Genomic DNA, 18,335 nt, shown 5'->3' with positions numbered 1-18,335 from the left:
TTTATGACGGTTCATGGCCTTCATGACAAGCCTTCATGTATACGTATATGAAATGAATCGAAAAAAACCAACAAAGGATGATTCCCATCTTTGTTGGTTCTTGCTACTCTCAATTATTTTTTTCTTTTTACAAAAACAAAGGCAAAAATAGCCGCGAGCACGACTAGGATAGCAATGATCCACACTGTGCTTGAGTTAGATGATGTTGTTTCATCAGTTTGCTGCGCTTCTCTTGGTGTGGCATTCGAAGACTGTACTTCTTTCGTGTCATCTGCTGCTACCTGAGCAGAACTGATTTGCACATATTGAAGTGTGGCTGCATTGGATGCCGGCGCATCATGGCCGTCTCCATGACCTTCTTCATGATCACCATGTCCTTCTTGATTGTCATCATGTCCATGATGGTGATCTCCTGCTGTCGTAAAAATAGAACGTTCTAGCTGTTGACCTACCCAGCTTTTAGCATCCGTTGATTCTGCAAAAATACGAGGGTGTCCTGACAGCATATACGTTTTTCCGTTGATAATAATGCCCGTTTCATCACCAGTCACGACATCTTCAATAGTACCAGTTGGACCTTCAGCAAAGCCACCCATTTGAAGAAGCGTATGGCCGCCCATATCATCATCTAGGTGTTCCGTTAAGAAGGTAATATACTCCTCCTTTGTCATCGTCGCATCGGGGTTCTCTACTTCAAGTTTATGATGAAAAAGTGCTGTATTTATTTCCTTGTATGTAAGGTCGCCCTCTAAGGAAGAAATGTATTCTTCTTTTTTTGCTGCTTGTGCTAATTCATCCACCGTTGCTCCTTCAAGTCCAAAGAAGCCACCTACCCAGCTTGCAAAATCTTTGCGTGATAGGTTGTCCGTTGGGTTTAAGGCCATATCTTTGCCATTATACCCAAGAAGCCCAATACTATGTAACACCATTATGTCCTGAATGTTTGAAGTTGTTTCAGGAACATCCGTAAATAGTGTACTTTTATCCATCGTATGGGCGTAGGCAGCTGGTGCCATGAATAAAGTACTCATTAGTAATAAAAGTAAATATTTTCTCAAAATGATTCCACCTTCCAATACATAAGTATACAGCGTAAATGTGATGGAAGTTTGAAATTAACGGGACAAATCGTTACAGCTTAAAACGGCGGATTAAACTATTTAATTGCTCGGCCATCTCGGCTAGATGCTCCGCACTATGTTTAATTTCTTCCATAGAGCTAGCGGACTGTTCAATTGTGGCAGAGGTCTCCTGTATGCCTGCCGCTGACTGCTCGGAAATAGCTGCCATTTCATCTATGGATTGATTAATCGTGACAGTATTGTGAACGACATCATCTAGCTCAGAGGACATCCCCTCAATATTTGTAGCAATGGCCTCAATTGCGTCGGCAATATGATGGAACGTTGCATTGGTCGTTGTAATTTGCAATGCCCCTTTCTCCACTTCACTATAGCCCTGCTCAAGAGAAGCGGTCACCCGATTGGAACCATCCTGAATATTACGGACGATACCCGTAATATCTTCCACAGAATATGAAACTTGCTCGGCTAATTTTCGGACCTCATTGGCCACTACGGCAAACCCTTTGCCTTGTTCCTCCGCCCTGGCTGCTTCAATGGCTGCGTTCAATGCTAGTAAATTTGTTTGTGTTGCAATGGTTTGAATGACCGTGACAAGCTTTGAGATTTCTTGTGTTTGCTTGCTTAATCCATCAACCTGCTCTACTGCATCCTTCACAATATGTTGAATGGCACCCATCTGCTTAGTAGAGGAGGACATTAAGTCTCGTCCCGCCTTTGTTAAAGCCATAACATCCTGAGAATAGTGCTGAACGTCTTTATTGCTTTGATGAACAGAGGTTACTTTTCCTTTAAAGTCATTCATGGAAGTTGCAACATCTGTCGTATGGCTGGCTAGCTCATCCGTCCCACTTGCAATTTCTATCATCGTATGGACGATTTGGTCTGTCCCCGTCTTTACTTCTGATGTTGATTGCAATAGCTCCTCACTATGGGCCGCTACGTCATTCGATACCGTTTGAATATGCTTCAATAAACGATTCAAAATATCCGCCATCGTATTGGTTGCCTCCATTAGCTGGCCCACTTCGTCTTTCGAGTGAATCTTTAAAGGAGGACCGCTTAAATCCCCATTCGTCATTCGTTGCATTCGCTCCGTCAATGTCATAATAGGTCTTGATATACCGCGGGCACTCAATAGCTCAACAATAATCGCTATGACAAAAATGAGTATACCTACGACGATGCCAATAAGCTGCTTATTCTCTCCAGCAACTATCATGTCAGCACCTACCTCATTGATCGCTTGCTTGCGTTGCTCTGCTAAACCTTCATAGCCTTCACGAATGGTTGTTACTGTTGCATCCATTTTTGTGATGTTTTGAATCGCGAGCTCCGTATTACCTTGATCATAAACCGCAAATACTTGTTGTTCAATATAGCGATTCCATTCCTTCGCCATTTCTGCAAGTTTGCTGAAATCTTCAGAGCTTGTCATGGCTAATCGTTGTTTTTCGTTGCTCGCTGCACGCGCTACATTATCTTGAAAAATAGCTTTATACTTTTCATCGCCAGACAATACATAGCCTCTAGCAGCAGCTATTCTTAAATCGATGGTTTGCGCTTGCTCGTAATCTGTCGTTAATAGCTGTAATTCTTGCTCAACAATTTGTTCTGTTGCATGGTTACTTTGCTTAATAGCAAAATAGTTGTACACGATATATAACGCCATGAACGTAATGACAATGCTAAAGGAAAAAACAATTCTTCTACTAATTGTTTTGAATGACATATGCAAAAACTCCTTATTTTCCGAATCTATTCCATAAAAAGTAATTTATCATTTTCAAAGAAAGATTGGTGGCTTTAGGAATTTTTGCTATATTTCCAGAAATAACTTGGTCAATTTTGTGTATTTTATAGCAACTTTCATCATGAGTAATTTGTCCTAATCAATCCCAAGCATGAAACATGACGTCCCCAATAGTTTCACTTTTGAAATAGGCAATGTTCTTCCACTCTATAGCAGATAAACTATGCAAGGCTCGCTCTTTCTCCAGTAACGTATTCAGCGTTGCTGCTTCCAAACATTTTCGCATCGGGAAATATTTGTGTAGCTGTGGCCTCGATAAAAAGGCAAAGCTGAGCTCTCCATTCAATTTCGCAAAGGCAATATACGGCATCCAGCGATGGTGAAGAATGGTCACCATTTCCCCCTCTATTTCCACTACTGCTTGCATATAGACAAAATGCGGCTGATCGATAAAATGTCGTACTTTCGCTCGCTGTTCACTTGTTGCTAAATGGTACACCATCGATTGAAACATGCGCATATCTTGTTCGATTAAATGGTCGGCATCAAAACCAGTAATTCCTTTTGTTAATCGCATCCAATCACTCCTTCATGTTTGTCTCTCTATGGACCTTCTATTTTAACTAGTCCTATTCCTCTCAAATCGTTCAAATTAATTAATTTACTGAAAATAGCAGTCGTAAAATGAATGAGATAAGCAAAATGTAATAGAAAGCGGCATTTCTTTGCGATAGATTGATTGTTTTTGTGTTACTTGGCAAGTAGCGCGATAGGAAATAAATAAATATATAATTAACTTAAACAAAAGTGAGGTAAGGATTTGTCAAATCTTCAATTAATACTGATGTTTATTTGATTGATAGTGATTGTTCGTTTAATTAAAGTTTATCAAAGTAAGCAAGAGTCCATCGCTAGAAAGAGAAAAATAAAAACGCACCCCGGTTTGCTGGGTGCGTCTACATAATTTTAGCCTACTACTTCTTGGTATTCAGGATGCTTTTCAAACTCAGCTTTTGCGAAAGGGCATAGTGGGATAACTAGTAACTTTTCTTTTTTCGCATAGTCAACAGCCGCTTTAACTAATTGCTGTCCTACATTTTGACCTCTTAGATGCTCGCCTACATGTGTATGATCGAGAATGATTCGACTTTCCCCTACACGAACGAAATGCACCTCTGCCTCACTATTTTCCTCGTTTCCGATATAAAATGATTGGTTACCTTGTTTAATTTCCATGGCATAATGCTCCTTTTAAATTTTGTATTTTAATGCGCCACTTGGACATCGATTGATAATTTCTGCTACCTGTTTGGCCGCTGCTTCATCTGGTGCGATCCATGGCTTTGCTTTGACATTAAACACCTCTGGCAAGCCCTTTACACATTCAGCCGCATGTTGACACATGTCCTTATCGAAATAAACGATTATCTCTTCTCCTCTATATTCACGGTACCCCATACCTAACACGTCCCTCATTATAAGATTATTATTCTATTGGTGTTAATTTTTCTTCAATTTCCTGCCGCCGTTCTTCTAAAAATGGTGGTAACTCTAAACGTGTTCCTAAATCCTCCACTGCCGTATCTACGGTAAAGCCTGGTCCATCTGTCGCTAGTTCAACTATTATGCCGTGTGTTTCTTTCATATAAATACTTGAAAAATAGTATCGATCCGCTTTTTTTATAATAGGAAAACCAAAGTCTTTTATTCGCTGTTCCCATTGCTCAAGCTCTTCCTTATCGTTCACGCGGATGGCTAAATGGTGAACACTACCTCTTCCTGGTTTTTCTTTAGGACCCTCTTGCTCGACAATGATAATCTGTCCATGTAATTGGTCTTCCTCCACTTGAAAAACAGCTTCAGTTTCAGTTTTTGATCGTTCTTTGTAGCCAAATAATTGTACGATGGTTTTCGCAGCATCCTCTAAAGAGCTTACAGTTAATTCCACTGGGCCCATTCCTAAAATTTGATGAGCCATCTCTACGGATGAATCTTGCCACTTTGTCCATTCTTGTGGAATAGGCTTGTCCTGATTATTTAATAACACTAGACGTAGACCGTCTGGGTCCTCAAGATAGATTGCATCCGTGCCACCATATGTTGTGATCTCGCTGTGCTCAATCTGAAATTCATCCAATCGATTTTTCCAGTACACTAAGCTGTCGTAAGAAGGAACGAGTAAACCAATTCTTGTAATCGCATCAGTGCCGCGATGTGTACGACCGGCGTGCGCTAATTCAAAAAATGTTAAGCCTGTGCCAGGACTACCTGTCAAATCACCGTAAAATAAATGATACATACTGGGATCATCTTGGTTAACTGTCTTTTTCACGCGGCGAAGTCCTAAAAGATGATGGTAAAACTGATGATTTTCATGAGCATTTTTCGTAATCATTGAAATATGATGGTGTCCTGTGATCTTTGACATCGAATATTCTCCTATCTGCTATGCTTTTAAATGAAGACTTGTTCAACTGCGAAAACATGCTTGTGTTTATCTAAAGAAATATGACGTAATTTTTATTATCTCGAATTAATATATCTCTAATTCGAGATAATAATAACACGATTTTTTATAGGTAGTCAATACCCTTTGATCGTCAGTTCTTCATTCTAAAAATTGCATGATTTCCTGAAGGATTTCATCTTGCTCCCGACCTAATGTCATTAAATGCTTGGAGTTTTCAAAGCCTCTTTTAAGCTTCTGCATAGAATGAACTCGCTGATAAATAGTGTCAGCACTATGCGCGTATAAGTCCTCGTCTCTTTTGCCGTAGAAAATAGCAATAGGCATCGTGATCTCCTCAAGCTGTTGCATCGTATCTTTAATAAATCGCTGAAATCCAATCATCGCGTCCAAAGGCATATCGTTAAACGGCTCCATTTCATGTGTCATTTGCTGCTCTGATTTACCCTCGATATGTTTAAAATTATAAGCGTAGTCAATGATTCTTTGTTTTAGTTGTGCTGGTTCCTTATCAATTGGTACCGATAACACAATGATTCGCTCTAGCTTTTCTAATTGGGCAAGCTTCAATGTAAAAATACCCCCAATCGATAAGCCAATAACAGAAATTTTTTGATAGCCTTCATTTAGCAAAAATTGGTGCGCTTTCACCACATCTTGCCACCAGTCCTCAACTTTGTACTGCAATAACGGTTCTGGCTTATGACCGTGTCCTCTGTAAAGAGGTACATAACAGGTATAGCCCTCTTCGTGGAGCTTCGTCGCCACTTTCTTCATATCTCTTGTATGGCTTGTAAAGGAATGTAGAAGCAATACTGCATGCTCATTCCCTTTCAAGTATATTTCTTTAGCCGGTAAAATAGTTAGCACCACATCAGAACCTTTCTTCACGTTCATCATAATAGAAGGTAGCCTCATTTAAGGCTACCTTCTTGTTGTTATTTATAGCATAATCGAAAGACATATGCCACTGACCACAGCGACATATTATGCCAAATTTTTATTGCTGTTAGGCACCTACAAATAATACAGCCTGTCCAATCGCAATAAAAAAGGCCTCATGCTGTATAGGACTGTTGTCTTCAATTTCTAGTGTAATGTCAAAATGAGTTTCGCAAAAAGTCGCTTGCCAACGTGCTATCGGCTCCTCATTCCATGTAAAGATCGACCAGTCTTCCATTTCTTTGCTGAGCTTCATTTGCTGCTCTCCATCTGTAATAAGTAAATCAGGAATCATAATTTGCCAGCCATCATAGGCAATCATATAGTCTTTCCCTGTCACTAAATCCTTGCCTCGGAAATGCACACGACCACGACGAGATACTTTTTTACAAGTAAATAAAGGTAGACCAGTATGATCATGGACGTCAAAGCGAACAAAATAACGAAAATCCATCGTCTTATCGAATGCTTTTTTGAGAGCATTGGAATAAACACGTTGAACCGTTGATGATGTCTCTCCTGCTTCATTTAAAATAGAGACCACCTCGGTAGAATCTATTTCCATTGGCTGTTTATATGTATAGGTTTTCAATCGACTCGCTCCTTCAAAACAAATTGCTTCCTTTAAACTAACATAAAATATGCGCCCAATTCAAAGAATGTAAACGTCAGATTGTGCGGTATCATAAATTTGTCTTACTCAAGCTTAAAAGCTTAATGTGCAAATGCTTAGCATCCTTTTTTTACATACAAAAAGGAGACTACTTCTTTACTAGTAGCCTCCCACATTTTCTTTATTTATCTAATTTAAATGTAATGTCTCCAACGCCGATTTCTGATTTGATGTCCAGTACAACATCTGCCTTATCATATGCTTCATTGACATAGACACCTTGGCCCTTTGAAATGAGACCCTCGATATTGGATGAACCTATGCCCTTTTCGGTTGTTAATTTGACACCAACCTTTGAAGGTACAATAATCGTCGTTTGACCTACCCCAGTTTCAATATTTGCTTTAAAGCTTTTTTTCCAATCGCCACCTAAATTGACTGTGAGATCACCGACACCCGCTTCTATATCTAGTTTTTCTAGCTGCAGTCCCTGTAAATCAAGATTGGCTAAGGAAGCACCTGTTTCTACCGTCAAATCCATCGGGATATCATCATTTAATTGGATTGCCCATGTGTTTTTAATATTGGAGATGCCTAGCTTCGTCGAGCCTTTATGTTTAATTTCAATTTCTCCTGTATCGCCGCTTACATCATAGGTAACTTGAGGGGCTAGCTTTTTAATATTATAGTCCGCCTTGCCCTCAACCCACTCCTTGGCACCACCAGTTAGATTCATTTCTCCGACACCTAAATCAATATCTACCTCTAGCGTCTTCGCTTTATCCTTTTCGACTAAAATGGTTTCTTCTTGCATTTTGTTTGGCATAAACGAAAAGCACCCCGACAAGACGAATACTGATGTGCCCATCACAACACCTAATCCAACTAATTTTTTCAATTTAATTTCCTCCCGCTATATATTCTACCAATAATTTCATTATATAGGAGTGGAACATATAAAATACGACCCTGCGTTTGAAATTCCTCTAAGACCTGAGACGTAGTAGTTACGATTGGTTTGGAATATCATCACCCTCTAGCAATGCTTTTAAATTAGCAAGGGACGCTTCATAGCCCTGCATATTGATGCTAACCGTTGTGCCGTTGTCCTGCTCTGCTAAAGACATCGCGATTACCGTTTCTGGAACTTCCAAGTAAAATGAAAAAATCTCATGTTTTTGGACCTGCTGGATCGTTAACTGCATTGGCAGTGGATCTGCTAGCTGATTATGGTCATTAGGCATTAAAGTAAAGATCATTTTTTCCCCTTCAGCCAGTTTAGGAATGTCCCAAGTAGAGCCTGGCGCATACCATTGTGAGAGGGATTGCTCCTCTGTTATCGCTTGCCACACATTTTCAATTGCCGCATGGATCCAAATTGAACTGCTCATCCGCAACACCCTCTTTTCCTATTTTTTCATTATTTTACCGAACTTTCAGAAGAGAGGCTACTATTGGTTGTTCTCGATAAATAAAACGCTCCTACAATGACCAGCATAGCTACTATATCCAAGGCCATCTGATGACTTGAAAAAATGGTAACGAGTAAACCGTAGATAGACGGAGCTAAAACAATAAAGAATTGATTTATCGTTAAAGCCGCACTTACAGTCAGTCCCACAGATTGAGGATCGGACTGCTCCGTTACACTGGCTATATATAAGGAATACCAGCCTAGTGCGAAAAAGCCCATAACACCACAAAATACCATCATTAAGCTCTTAGCATGTAAAACAACAGGCATACAAGCGACCATCACAAATGTGGCAAGCATAACAATTATTAGTAAATGCTCGCGCTTCTGAGCAAAGTATCGGTCACTCAGCCAAGCAAGGGCAATTCTTCCTACCATCCCTCCAAGCAAGACCAAACTCAAATACTTCCCTGCTGCTGTTAATGAATAGCCACCCACCTGATGTAAATAACTCATCAAATGGGCGATGAGGATCATCTGTAAGGACATCATCACAATGCCCACAAAAAAAATGGGATAGAGTGCTCGATTGTCTTTAATAGCCTTCATCTTTTCTTTAAACGGTATCGGTGCTGCTGCTGCCGTATTTTGCTGTTTAGGCTCCTGATACATCAATAAAAATAGTAAACCGCCAACGATTGCTACGAAACCTTGTGCCCCATGCACAGCTGTCAGATGGAAGTGATGATATAAATAGGTAAGAATAAAGGAAGCGAGAGCCCCACCGATTGGAATACCTGTTTGGCGAATTCCGATCGCTAATCCTCGATGCTTGTCTGGAAACCATTTCACAATGGCCGTACTACCTCCCGTTTGAGCACTACCGTACCAAAAGCCAACAACTATTAATACGACTAGCAATGTCGTATAATGATTCACAGGAATTAAGAGGAACGTACAGAGGCCAAGTAAAATAGAGCCCCATCCTATAATTTGTTTTTCTCCTTTTTTATCCATGAGATAGCCAAAGAAAAGCATCGAGAGAATCGGTCCAATATTCACGGCAGAAACAATTAATCCTGTTTGGAATGACGTTAAGTGCCATTCCATTTGATAAAAGGAAGCAACTGGCCCCATCCCGTATGTGACAAAGGTGGAAGCTGTTTGCGAAAGCGTAGCCACCAGTAAAATGATCCATTTATAATATGTATGCATGTAAACCCTCCATAGCTATATACCGCTCTATTTATGCGGTACATTTAGATATCTTGAGTTTACGTTGACAGCTAGCTTACGTAAAATGGAGGAAAATGATAGCGGCTATCAAAAAATTTAATAGGTGTGTGACGAATAACATGAACATTGAAGAAATTGCCATCAAAATTGAGCTTTTAGAAAGGCAAAATTTAAGTAAGTCTGCTGAAATCACCAACTATACACAGTCGGCCTTAACATCAAAGGTAAAGAAGATGGAAAGTGAAATTGGCCAGGAAGTCTTTAAACGAACACCTCAGGGCTTAAAGCTAACAGAGGTAGGTGACCACTATTTACAATTTTTAAAGCAGGTTACCCAACAATATGAGGCATTTTTACAAACTGTAGGATTCACGCAAGCCCATATTCAATTTGGAACCTCTCATACGACGATAAAAATATATGGTGCGTCTATCATGAATGCGCTACAAACCAGTCATAGTCCTATCGACGTGGATTTCACGGTCGAATCGAGTACATCCTTAAATCACAAAGTCCATCTGGCGGAATTAGACTGTGCTTTAACGAGTAATCCAATAAAGCATTATGCCGATTTACACTATGATTTAATGACAACCGAGACATTTGAAGTCATCTCAAGCCCTGCACATGTCATCGATTTTGACAAGCAAACACCTGTGACACTCCTAGTTTTAAGTAAGGGCTGTATGTATTCGAAGGCATTAGCAGAATGGCTTACTCACAAGAAAGTCCCTTTTACAATGAAGGAAATTAAATCCGTAAGTAGTATTCTTGATTTTCTAGAAATCGAGCATACATTGGCAGTGTTAAATACGAAGTTATTGGCACTCTACCCTTGTCCTGACCTGCATTTTTATGAAATGGAGACACTTAACAAGGTCATCGAGACAGTCTTTATTTATAAAAAGGAAAGCCATAAGCAGTCTTCTATATTGCAATTAAAGCAAGTAATAGAATCCTTACTTGAAAGGAATGAGCAGGGTGATCATTAGCTCAGGTTGCTCTTTATGCGAATATTTTAAAAAGCCTATATTATTCACGCAGGCTGCACTATAATAGGTTTGATATTATTAACTACATAGGAGTACATCATGTTTTATTACATCTCATTGTTTTTGGCAGTATTTGCTTTATCTACATCAGCTATTTTTGTTAAGCTTGCTGATGCCCCGCCGGCTATTACGGCTTTTTATCGACTATTTTTTGCCATGCTCGTGCTCCTTCCCATTTTATTAGCACAAAAGGGTCTACGACAAGAGCTAGCTAACCTGTCTAAAAAACAGTGGGGATTGGGCATTCTATCAGGTCTATTTCTGTCCTGTCACTATGTTTTATGGTTTGAATCATTAAACTACACATCCGTGGCCAGTTCAACGGTTATCGTCACGCTACAGCCATTATTCTCTTTAGTAGGTAGCTATTTTTTATTTAAAGAGCGCTTTTCCAAAGGAGCAATTGTTGGCTGTTTGGTAGCGATCATCGGCTGTTTCATTATCGGCTGGCAGGATTTTCAAATTAGTGGACAGGCTCTTTATGGCGATATTCTGGCATTTATCGCAGCAGGCATTATTACAGCCTACTTTTTTATCGGGCAATCTGTGCGGAAGGATTTATCACTTATTACCTATTCGATTATCGGATATGGCAGTAGCTCCATCTTCTTAGCCATTTACGCCCTCTTTATGCAGGAATCGTTTTTCGACTATCCCGCATCCACATGGTGGTCCCTATTAGGACTAGCTGTGATTGCAACCATTTTTGGGCAAACGATCTTTAATTGGCTATTAAAATGGTTAAGTACAACCATCATCTCTATGAGTATTTTAGGAGAAACCATTGGCACATGTATTTTAGCTTATTTTATTTTAGATGAAATGATTTCCGTTCAACAAGGGATTGGCATAATGGTCATTTTACTAGGACTTGCCCTCTTTTTACTCCAACAACGAAAATCAGTATAATAAAAAACAACGGCAAAAAGATGGCCGTTGTTTTTTTATGGCTGAGAAAAGCGAAAGGTCGTACCACCCTTGCTGGATTGTAAAGAGGCTTCCATATTTAATGTTCTAGCAATATCGTGGATAATTTTCAGTCCTAGTCCACTATGTTCGATGTCTGAATCAAAGCCGATGCCGTCATCACACATCCATACCTCTCCCTCTTTAATTGTCACGACTAGTTTAGACGCTTGGGCATGCTTTAATGTATTTTGAAAGACATTATCAAATAAACGTTGTAACCATAATTCATTACTTGTCCAAATTACCTCTGCATCTATTGAATGAAAATGGAGTGCAATATTTTGCATGCGATATAAATAACTCCATTTCTTGATCATCGTTTCTAATAGAAACGCTAGCTGAACTTCCTCCTGAACGACAAAGGTATTATCGCTCGTATCAAAAGACTGGTATTGCAGTTCATTCGTTAAATTCGCGATATAGTGAATTTGTGCATTTAATGATTCCACCAATTTTGGTTGCTCTTGTAGTTGATCTTCTAAATAAAACAATTGCAAACGTATCGCTGTCAATGGTGTATGGATATCATGTCTTAATTTTTGAAGCAGCTCTTTTTGGAGCTCCTGCTGTTGAGCTAACTCTAATTCCCTATAAGTCGTGCGCTCAATTAATAGATTAACAGATTGAATTAACTGCCCTATTTCATCCTCTCCGCTCACGGTTAGCGTATCGGGTATCCGTTCGTTACTCGCTAGTTCCCGTATTGTTTGGTTGAGCATTGTAATTCTAGACAATAATGAATGGATGGATGTGGAAAATAGTAAGGCAAGAATCCCTAAAGACAACACAAAGGCAAGCAGCATAACAGGATATGCAAAGGATTCATGGAACGGGATGCCATTATTTTTCGTTTTAAACGCCTTGTCATAAAGGATGGACATGAACACACTAATACCTAATAATACAATGGGCACACTCCCAATCGCTACCAACAAGAGTGTTCTATATTTAGTTTTTAATGTCATTTCTTTATATGGGTATTTAGACGATACCCCTCTCCATATATGTTTTGTAAAATAATTCCTGTTGAATCGTCCAGCTTTGTTCGAATCTTTTTTATGTAGACATTGAGAATATTATGGTTGCGATCATCTAACGGCCATAAATAATCAAAAAAGTGGTCCTTTGTTAAAACTCTGTCACGGTTGTCAAATAAATAAAAGAAAATTTTTCGTTCTATGGCTGTCAATGAAATTTCGTTATGAAGATGGTGATGAAATACTTTACGATGCTCTCCGTCAATGAATAAATGCTGTATTTGCGTAAACGTTCCATATTGTTGCACTAGCATTTTTTGGATTCTTAACAACAGCTCTCGTGGATCAAAGGGCTTTGTCAAATAGTCTTCTCCCACTGTTAAACCTTCTAGCTTGCTTTCAATATCACTACGTGCTGATAGAAAAATGATAGGAATATTTAAGCCCAATTGTTTAATGTTTTTGCTTAATTGATAGCCATCCTCTCCTGGTAGCATAATATCCATAATGACTACATCTACTTTCTGAATGTGCCTCATTATATCTCGGCCATCTGTTTTCCATATGGCTTCATAGCCTTCTCGTTGCATTATTTTTTGAAGTAAATCACCAATCATGGGATCATCTTCCACAATTAAAATTCTAAATCCTTTCATGTTAACGACCTCTCTCATCAGCATTCGTTTTCATAAACTCTATCGCTAGTTGATAGATTTCCTCTGGTTGATATAGATATATACTATGAGTGCCACTTACTTCTGTCACTTCTGCATGGGTGAATTGCTTCGCGAAGTCTGCGTAATCTTGACGATTTTGCACTGTATACTTTGAATGTACATTTTCCTTCGCTATTGCATCAACGATTAAAATGGGGGTGTCTTGCGGCAATGGAAGCTGTTCTGATTGTAAACTATTTTCATAGACGTGTAACAGCTCATTTTTCATATCTTCATTAAAAAATTGCTTAAAGGACAACGCCTGATAGATGTCCTTTTCCTCCGTCGTTAAAAAGGACATGTTCAGAACTTGCGGATTATACACCTGTGAGGGTGCTAGGCGGTGTAACCCTACCTTAGTAGCTAGACTCATCCCCTTCACCATCCATCTATCGAAGGTACCCATCTTATGTTTGACATATTGACTTGGTAAGCCAATATCTAGAGCGATTATTCCTTTTACTTCTTCTGGGTATTTTTGCGCCCAGTAAATCGCTTCAAGTCCTGAAATAGAATGAGGAACAAGAATATAGGGCGGCTGAAGCCCACTTGCCTGAAGCGCCTCCCTTGTTTGCATAAGGATGGTATCAATATCTCTTTTATCATGGGCGATGTCACTAAATCCATAGCCTGCTCGGTCCACTACTGCTATTTGATGGTGCTGTGAAAACTTACTATAAAGTCCCTTTAGCTCATAAACAGGAGCAGCAATGCCTGACCCTGCCATAAAAACATATGTATCCTCCCCAGCGCCCTCCTGATAGACATTCATGCGTTGACCATGAACATTTACCATCATGCCATTATTGCGTAAAATAGCCTCCTCTTTTTGGATCAAACGATAGTGGTACATACTGACCGCTACAATGCCGATCGATACGATGACCCCCAAATAAATAAACATTTTCTTTATGATTTTTTTCATACGCCTCTCCTCTCCGTTGATACTTGTAAGGATACATGTGAAAAATTAATAACTAATTAATTTTCGAAGAAATGTTTACTAGATGCGTTGAGATGCTTGTCAAGGAACAAAAAAAGCTGCCTACATCATGTGGCAGCTTTTTTAGAGTCATTCATTTGGATAGGTTTTCTGTAAAAAGACGATAGACTGTTGAATTAGAGCCTTTAAAATATCTTCTTCGACATCAGCGAGTTTATTAATATAAACACAGGCTTTCCCTGTTGTATGTTTCCCAAATTGCTGTAATAGCTGTTCTCGCTCACGATCACCTGGGGCAAAGTATAAACTAATTTTTGCCTTGCGAGGGGAAAATCCGACAAGTGGAGCATCGCCTTCATGGCCCGTTTGATATTTGTAATGATAATGACCAAACCCAATAATACTAGGACCCCACATTTTTGCCTCATAGCCTGAGACCTCTGTAAAAATGTCCAATAGTCGATAGGCATCTTCCCGCTTTTTTGGATGATCCACACTTTCAATAAATTCAATGACACTTGCATCGGTTTCTTTCGTCTTTAATTCATACATGTGTATCCCTCGCCTTCACAAAATCGGATTGTTCATTCCTATTATTCCCTATTCCGCTTGCTCTAACAATAGTTTTTGTTGGAGTTGACGGTACATCCCTTGTTGTTCCATCAACTCTTGATGATTGCCTTGTTCAATAATTTCACCCTGTTGTATAACGAGTATTTGGTCTGCATTCTCAATGGTTTTCAAACGATGGGCGATAACAAAGCTAGTACGACCTTGCATTAAATGCTGTAAGCCTTTTTGAATATCGACTTCCGTTTGCGTATCCACACTGGAAGTCGCTTCATCTAAAATTAAAATATCCGCGTTCTCCAAAATGGCACGAGCAATAGCAATGAGCTGCCGTTGTCCCTGACTTAAATTAGCGCCACCCGCTTGAACCGGCGTATCGTATTGTGTAGGTAAATATTTTATAAAATGATGGGCGTTCGCAATTTTTGCCGCATCCACAACCTCTTCATCCGTCGCATCCAACTTACCAAAGCGAATGTTTTCACGAATAGTGCCAGAGAACAAATAGGTATCCTGTAAAACCACACCTACCCTTTGGCGAATGGTAGACATTTTATAGTGCTCAATATGGTGCCCATCAATTAAAATTTCACCCTGATCCACGTCATAAAAACGTGTTAGTAAATTAATAATAGTTGTTTTCCCTGAGCCAGTAGGACCAACAAGAGCTATCGTTTCCCCCGCCTTTGCCTGGAAGTTAATGTTTTGAAGAACTGGCTTCCCTTGCTCATAGCTAAACGATACTTGCTTGAAAACGACGTCGCCTTTTAATGAAGGGGCCTCAATTGCCTGAGGTCGATCAGCTACCTCTGACGGTTCATCTATTATTTCAAATACACGCTCTGCTCCAGCAATAGCCGACTGAAAGGTGTTTAACAGATTAGATAATTGATTGAGCGGGCGGAAAAATTGCCGTGTATAGGTGACAAATGCCGCGATAATACCAACCGTCACTAAACCTTTTACTGCTAAAAGGGCTCCTGTCCCGATGACTATCGCTAGGCCAAGGTTATTCATAAAGTTATTGATGGGTCCTAATAAGCCTGACGTAATCTCTGCGCGTTGTGCAGAGTTTCGCAAGTTTTCATTTTGTTGATGAAACGTGTCGATGGACTGCTGTTCCTTGCCAAAAAGCGTGAGTACCTCTGCACCTGTAATCATTTCCTCAATATAGCCATTCAGCTTACCAAGATCTCGTTGACGTGCTGCATAATTTTTACTGCTGCGTTTGATAATTTGCTTAGTGGTGAAAACAATCAGCGGAATAATGATCAAGGTCACAATCGCTAATGGCCAGCTTAATGTGAACATGGCAATACTAACACCAACGACTGTTAAGATGGACGATACAATTTGCGTCACACTTTGAGCAAGCGCTGTATTTAAATTATCGATATCGTTAGTGACACGACTCATTAAATCACCGAGCGCACGCTGATCAAAAAATCTTAATGTGAGCGTTTGTAGTTTTTGAAACAGCTCCAGACGCAATGTCCGAATCGTTTTCATCGCCACATGAATCATGACATAGGTTTGCAGCCATGTCAGAATAGACGCCACCGTAAAAATCACGGCTAATAGGATTCCAAGTCGAATTGTCCCGTCAATATCTTTTTTTATGATGTAATCGTCAATGATATGGCCTATCATATAAGGCCCCGCTAAACTTAAAAACGTAGAAGCGATGACCAAGAAGATGGAAAAATACAGTCCAATTCTTTGCTGTTTGACATAGTGCCAAACTCTTGTCAGTGTTGCCCTTTGATTTTTCGCCTTTTCGGCTGGCCCTCCCATACGAGGCCCCCGTCCAAAATTCATTTGCTTTGGTTGATTTTGACTCATCCTTCTTCACCAGCCTTTTGCTGTGACGCGTAAATTGCTTGGTAATGTACATTGTTTTGAAGGAGCTGTTGATGGGTCCCTTGCCCAACAATCTCGCCATCCTCTAGGACAAGAATGACATCTGCCTGCTGTATCGAGGCAATTTTCGAAGCTACCATCAATGTCGTCGTGTCTTGATAATGGGCGGCAATGGCCTGCTGCACATGTTTTTCTGACGCACTGTCAAGGGCTGAGGTCGTGTCATCCAGTACGAGAATAGCTGGCTTTCGAACGAATGCCCGACTTAAAGCCAAGCGTTGCTTTTGCCCACCGGAGAGATTTGTAGCCCCCTGTGACAGCTCATGTGCTAAGCCCTTATCAAGCCGCTCCACAAATTCACTAGCACAGGCAGCATCCAATGCCTGTTGTATGTCCTCTGGCGTTGCATGTTCATTACCAAGGCGAATATTTTTTTCAATCGCTCCAGAAAACAATAAGGCCTTTTGTGAGGTAAATCCGATATGGTCCCGTAACGTGGATAAAGAGTACGCTGAAAGCGGTTTGCCGTCCAAATAAATGGCGCCACCTGTTGGATCGAATAGGCGCGGTAATAGCTTTACAAGTGTTGATTTACCGCTACCGGTTTTTCCAATGATGCCCACTGTTTGCCCTGGCTTCACAGAAAACGAAATGTTTTTAAGAACATCCTCCGCCGTTTCATAATAACGATAACTTACATGATCAAATTCAATAGCTCCTTTTATAGGATCTGTCCATGCATGTTCTGCTTCCTTAACAGCAATGTCCTTGTTTAAGACATCCACAATTCGTTCTCCCGACGGCAATGCACGCGCAATTTGCATCAGCACCATACTGGAAGACATTAAACCATTTAAGATAATGGTTAAGTAGTTAATAAATGCGAGAATAACCCCAACCTTTAATGTCCCTGCCTCAACCTTAATAGCTCCAAGCCAAAGCGCCGCAACTATCCCTAGGTTAACGACGAACATCGTAAATGGCACAAGCACCCCTACAATTTGTTCTGCAGTGATAAAGCGTTTTGTCAGCCCATCATTCAGCTCACTAAATTGGGATACCTGTTGGGTTTCACGGCGAAAGGCTTTAACGACACGGATACCCGCTAAATTTTCCTGTAGCTTCGTATTCACTCCATCAATAGCCTCTTGGACGCGGCGATAGAGCACCCCCGAATACTTCGTGAAAAAATACATAGCCACAATCAAAATCGGCACAATGATAAGAAGTATTGAAAAAAGCTCCCGTGCTGTTACAAAGACGATAATGACTGCCCCGATAAAGAGTAGTGGCCCACGCACAAAAATACGTAGCGTCATCATAAACGCGCGTTGAATACTTTCCACATCACTCGTTAAAATAGTAATTAGCTTGCCAGTCGTAAAGGCATCTCGCTCCTTAGCTGAATAGGTCATCATTTTCTCATAGAGAGCCTGTCGAACATCCGAAGCAAAATGAATCGCTGCCTTCGAGCTGTAATACGAGCAACCAATCCCACCAACAAGTCCAATCACCGCACTTGCTAGCATCCATACAAACATACTTAGCACATAAGCATGATCTCCATTGGCAATCCCTGTATCAATCATATGCTGCATAATCGTCGGCTGAATTAAATCCATTGTCACCTCCAGCACCATGAGAAGAGGCGCTATTAAGGTGAAAAATTTATAGGGCTCCAAATACTGCCCTAACTGTTTTATTGCCTGCATACATTCGTCTCCGTTCTATTTAAATCCCA

The 18,335-nt window shown here is 40.2% G+C and carries 19 protein-coding genes; 2 read left to right on the top strand and 17 right to left on the bottom strand.

Annotated features, from left to right (window positions below):
- Positions 1-113: 113 nt before the first annotated feature.
- The 11 genes from KVT27_RS06560 to KVT27_RS06510 form a co-directional block, all read right to left on the bottom strand.
- A complete protein-coding gene (locus KVT27_RS06560; protein ID WP_217580969.1) occupies positions 114-1,058 on the bottom strand; it encodes a hypothetical protein in 945 nt (314 codons plus the stop codon).
- Positions 1,059-1,131: 73 nt separating this feature from the next.
- Positions 1,132-2,814, bottom strand: coding sequence for a methyl-accepting chemotaxis protein (locus KVT27_RS06555; RefSeq protein WP_217580968.1), 1,683 nt, complete (start codon positions 2,812-2,814; stop codon positions 1,132-1,134).
- Positions 2,815-2,974: 160 nt separating this feature from the next.
- The gene (locus tag KVT27_RS06550; protein ID WP_208704358.1) at positions 2,975-3,412 is read right to left on the bottom strand and encodes a hypothetical protein; all 438 of its coding nucleotides are present in this window, start codon (positions 3,410-3,412) and stop codon (positions 2,975-2,977) included.
- A 389-nt stretch (positions 3,413-3,801) separates the two neighbouring features.
- A complete protein-coding gene (locus KVT27_RS06545) occupies positions 3,802-4,071 on the bottom strand; it encodes a GNAT family N-acetyltransferase (protein WP_025117018.1) in 270 nt (89 codons plus the stop codon).
- A gap of 15 nt (positions 4,072-4,086) precedes the next feature.
- Positions 4,087-4,311 (bottom strand): (4Fe-4S)-binding protein, encoded by a 225-nt coding sequence (locus tag KVT27_RS06540; RefSeq protein WP_144422592.1) that lies wholly within the window; start codon positions 4,309-4,311, stop codon positions 4,087-4,089.
- 10 nt (positions 4,312-4,321) lie between these two features.
- On the bottom strand, positions 4,322-5,263 hold the full coding sequence (locus KVT27_RS06535) for a VOC family protein (protein WP_217580967.1): 942 nt from the start codon (positions 5,261-5,263) through the stop codon (positions 4,322-4,324).
- Positions 5,264-5,443: 180 nt separating this feature from the next.
- Positions 5,444-6,220 carry an alpha/beta hydrolase gene (locus KVT27_RS06530; protein WP_241603097.1) on the bottom strand — a complete coding sequence of 259 codons (777 nt, stop codon included), beginning with the start codon at positions 6,218-6,220 and terminating at the stop codon, positions 5,444-5,446.
- 91 nt (positions 6,221-6,311) lie between these two features.
- On the bottom strand, positions 6,312-6,836 hold the full coding sequence (locus KVT27_RS06525) for a tubby C-terminal domain-like protein (protein WP_217580966.1): 525 nt from the start codon (positions 6,834-6,836) through the stop codon (positions 6,312-6,314).
- A 202-nt stretch (positions 6,837-7,038) separates the two neighbouring features.
- Positions 7,039-7,755, bottom strand: coding sequence for a toast rack family protein (locus tag KVT27_RS06520; RefSeq protein ID WP_217580965.1), 717 nt, complete (start codon positions 7,753-7,755; stop codon positions 7,039-7,041).
- A gap of 109 nt (positions 7,756-7,864) precedes the next feature.
- Positions 7,865-8,248 (bottom strand): SRPBCC domain-containing protein, encoded by a 384-nt coding sequence (locus KVT27_RS06515; protein ID WP_217580964.1) that lies wholly within the window; start codon positions 8,246-8,248, stop codon positions 7,865-7,867.
- A gap of 29 nt (positions 8,249-8,277) precedes the next feature.
- Positions 8,278-9,486: an MFS transporter gene (locus KVT27_RS06510; RefSeq protein WP_217580963.1), complete on the bottom strand. Its 1,209-nt coding sequence runs from the start codon at positions 9,484-9,486 to the stop codon at positions 8,278-8,280.
- 140 nt (positions 9,487-9,626) lie between these two features.
- Between KVT27_RS06510 and KVT27_RS06505 the strand changes: the two genes are divergently transcribed.
- Both KVT27_RS06505 and KVT27_RS06500 read left to right on the top strand, forming a co-directional pair.
- Positions 9,627-10,499, top strand: a complete 873-nt coding sequence (locus tag KVT27_RS06505) for a LysR family transcriptional regulator (protein WP_036146608.1) — start codon at positions 9,627-9,629, stop codon at positions 10,497-10,499.
- Positions 10,500-10,598: 99 nt separating this feature from the next.
- Positions 10,599-11,468: a DMT family transporter gene (locus KVT27_RS06500; protein WP_036125351.1), complete on the top strand. Its 870-nt coding sequence runs from the start codon at positions 10,599-10,601 to the stop codon at positions 11,466-11,468.
- Between the two features lie 35 nt (positions 11,469-11,503).
- Here the strand turns inward: KVT27_RS06500 and KVT27_RS06495 are convergent, their stop codons facing one another.
- The 6 genes from KVT27_RS06495 to KVT27_RS06470 all read right to left on the bottom strand — a co-directional run bounded on the left by KVT27_RS06495 (position 11,504) and on the right by KVT27_RS06470 (position 18,306).
- The gene (locus KVT27_RS06495; protein WP_036146145.1) at positions 11,504-12,493 is read right to left on the bottom strand and encodes a sensor histidine kinase; all 990 of its coding nucleotides are present in this window, start codon (positions 12,491-12,493) and stop codon (positions 11,504-11,506) included.
- Positions 12,490-13,161 (bottom strand): response regulator transcription factor, encoded by a 672-nt coding sequence (locus KVT27_RS06490; RefSeq protein WP_036125347.1) that lies wholly within the window; start codon positions 13,159-13,161, stop codon positions 12,490-12,492. Before KVT27_RS06490 ends, KVT27_RS06495 begins: the two co-directional genes overlap by 4 nt.
- 1 nt (position 13,162) lies before the next feature.
- Positions 13,163-14,146 carry an alpha/beta hydrolase gene (locus KVT27_RS06485; protein WP_036125346.1) on the bottom strand — a complete coding sequence of 328 codons (984 nt, stop codon included), beginning with the start codon at positions 14,144-14,146 and terminating at the stop codon, positions 13,163-13,165.
- Positions 14,147-14,293: 147 nt separating this feature from the next.
- The gene (locus KVT27_RS06480) at positions 14,294-14,716 is read right to left on the bottom strand and encodes a DUF1801 domain-containing protein (protein ID WP_036125345.1); all 423 of its coding nucleotides are present in this window, start codon (positions 14,714-14,716) and stop codon (positions 14,294-14,296) included.
- Between the two features lie 48 nt (positions 14,717-14,764).
- Positions 14,765-16,576, bottom strand: a complete 1,812-nt coding sequence (locus KVT27_RS06475; RefSeq protein ID WP_036125344.1) for an ABC transporter ATP-binding protein — start codon at positions 16,574-16,576, stop codon at positions 14,765-14,767.
- Complete coding sequence (locus KVT27_RS06470) at positions 16,573-18,306, bottom strand: ABC transporter ATP-binding protein (protein WP_036125342.1); 1,734 nt, start codon at positions 18,304-18,306, stop codon at positions 16,573-16,575. Before KVT27_RS06470 ends, KVT27_RS06475 begins: the two co-directional genes overlap by 4 nt.
- Positions 18,307-18,335: the final 29 nt, after the last annotated feature.

The organism is Lysinibacillus sp. GbtcB16 (assembly GCF_019091145.1).
In the GTDB taxonomy this organism is placed as follows: Bacteria; Bacillota; Bacilli; order Bacillales_A; family Planococcaceae; genus Lysinibacillus; species Lysinibacillus fusiformis.
This window is presented reverse-complemented; position numbering and strand designations above follow the sequence as displayed.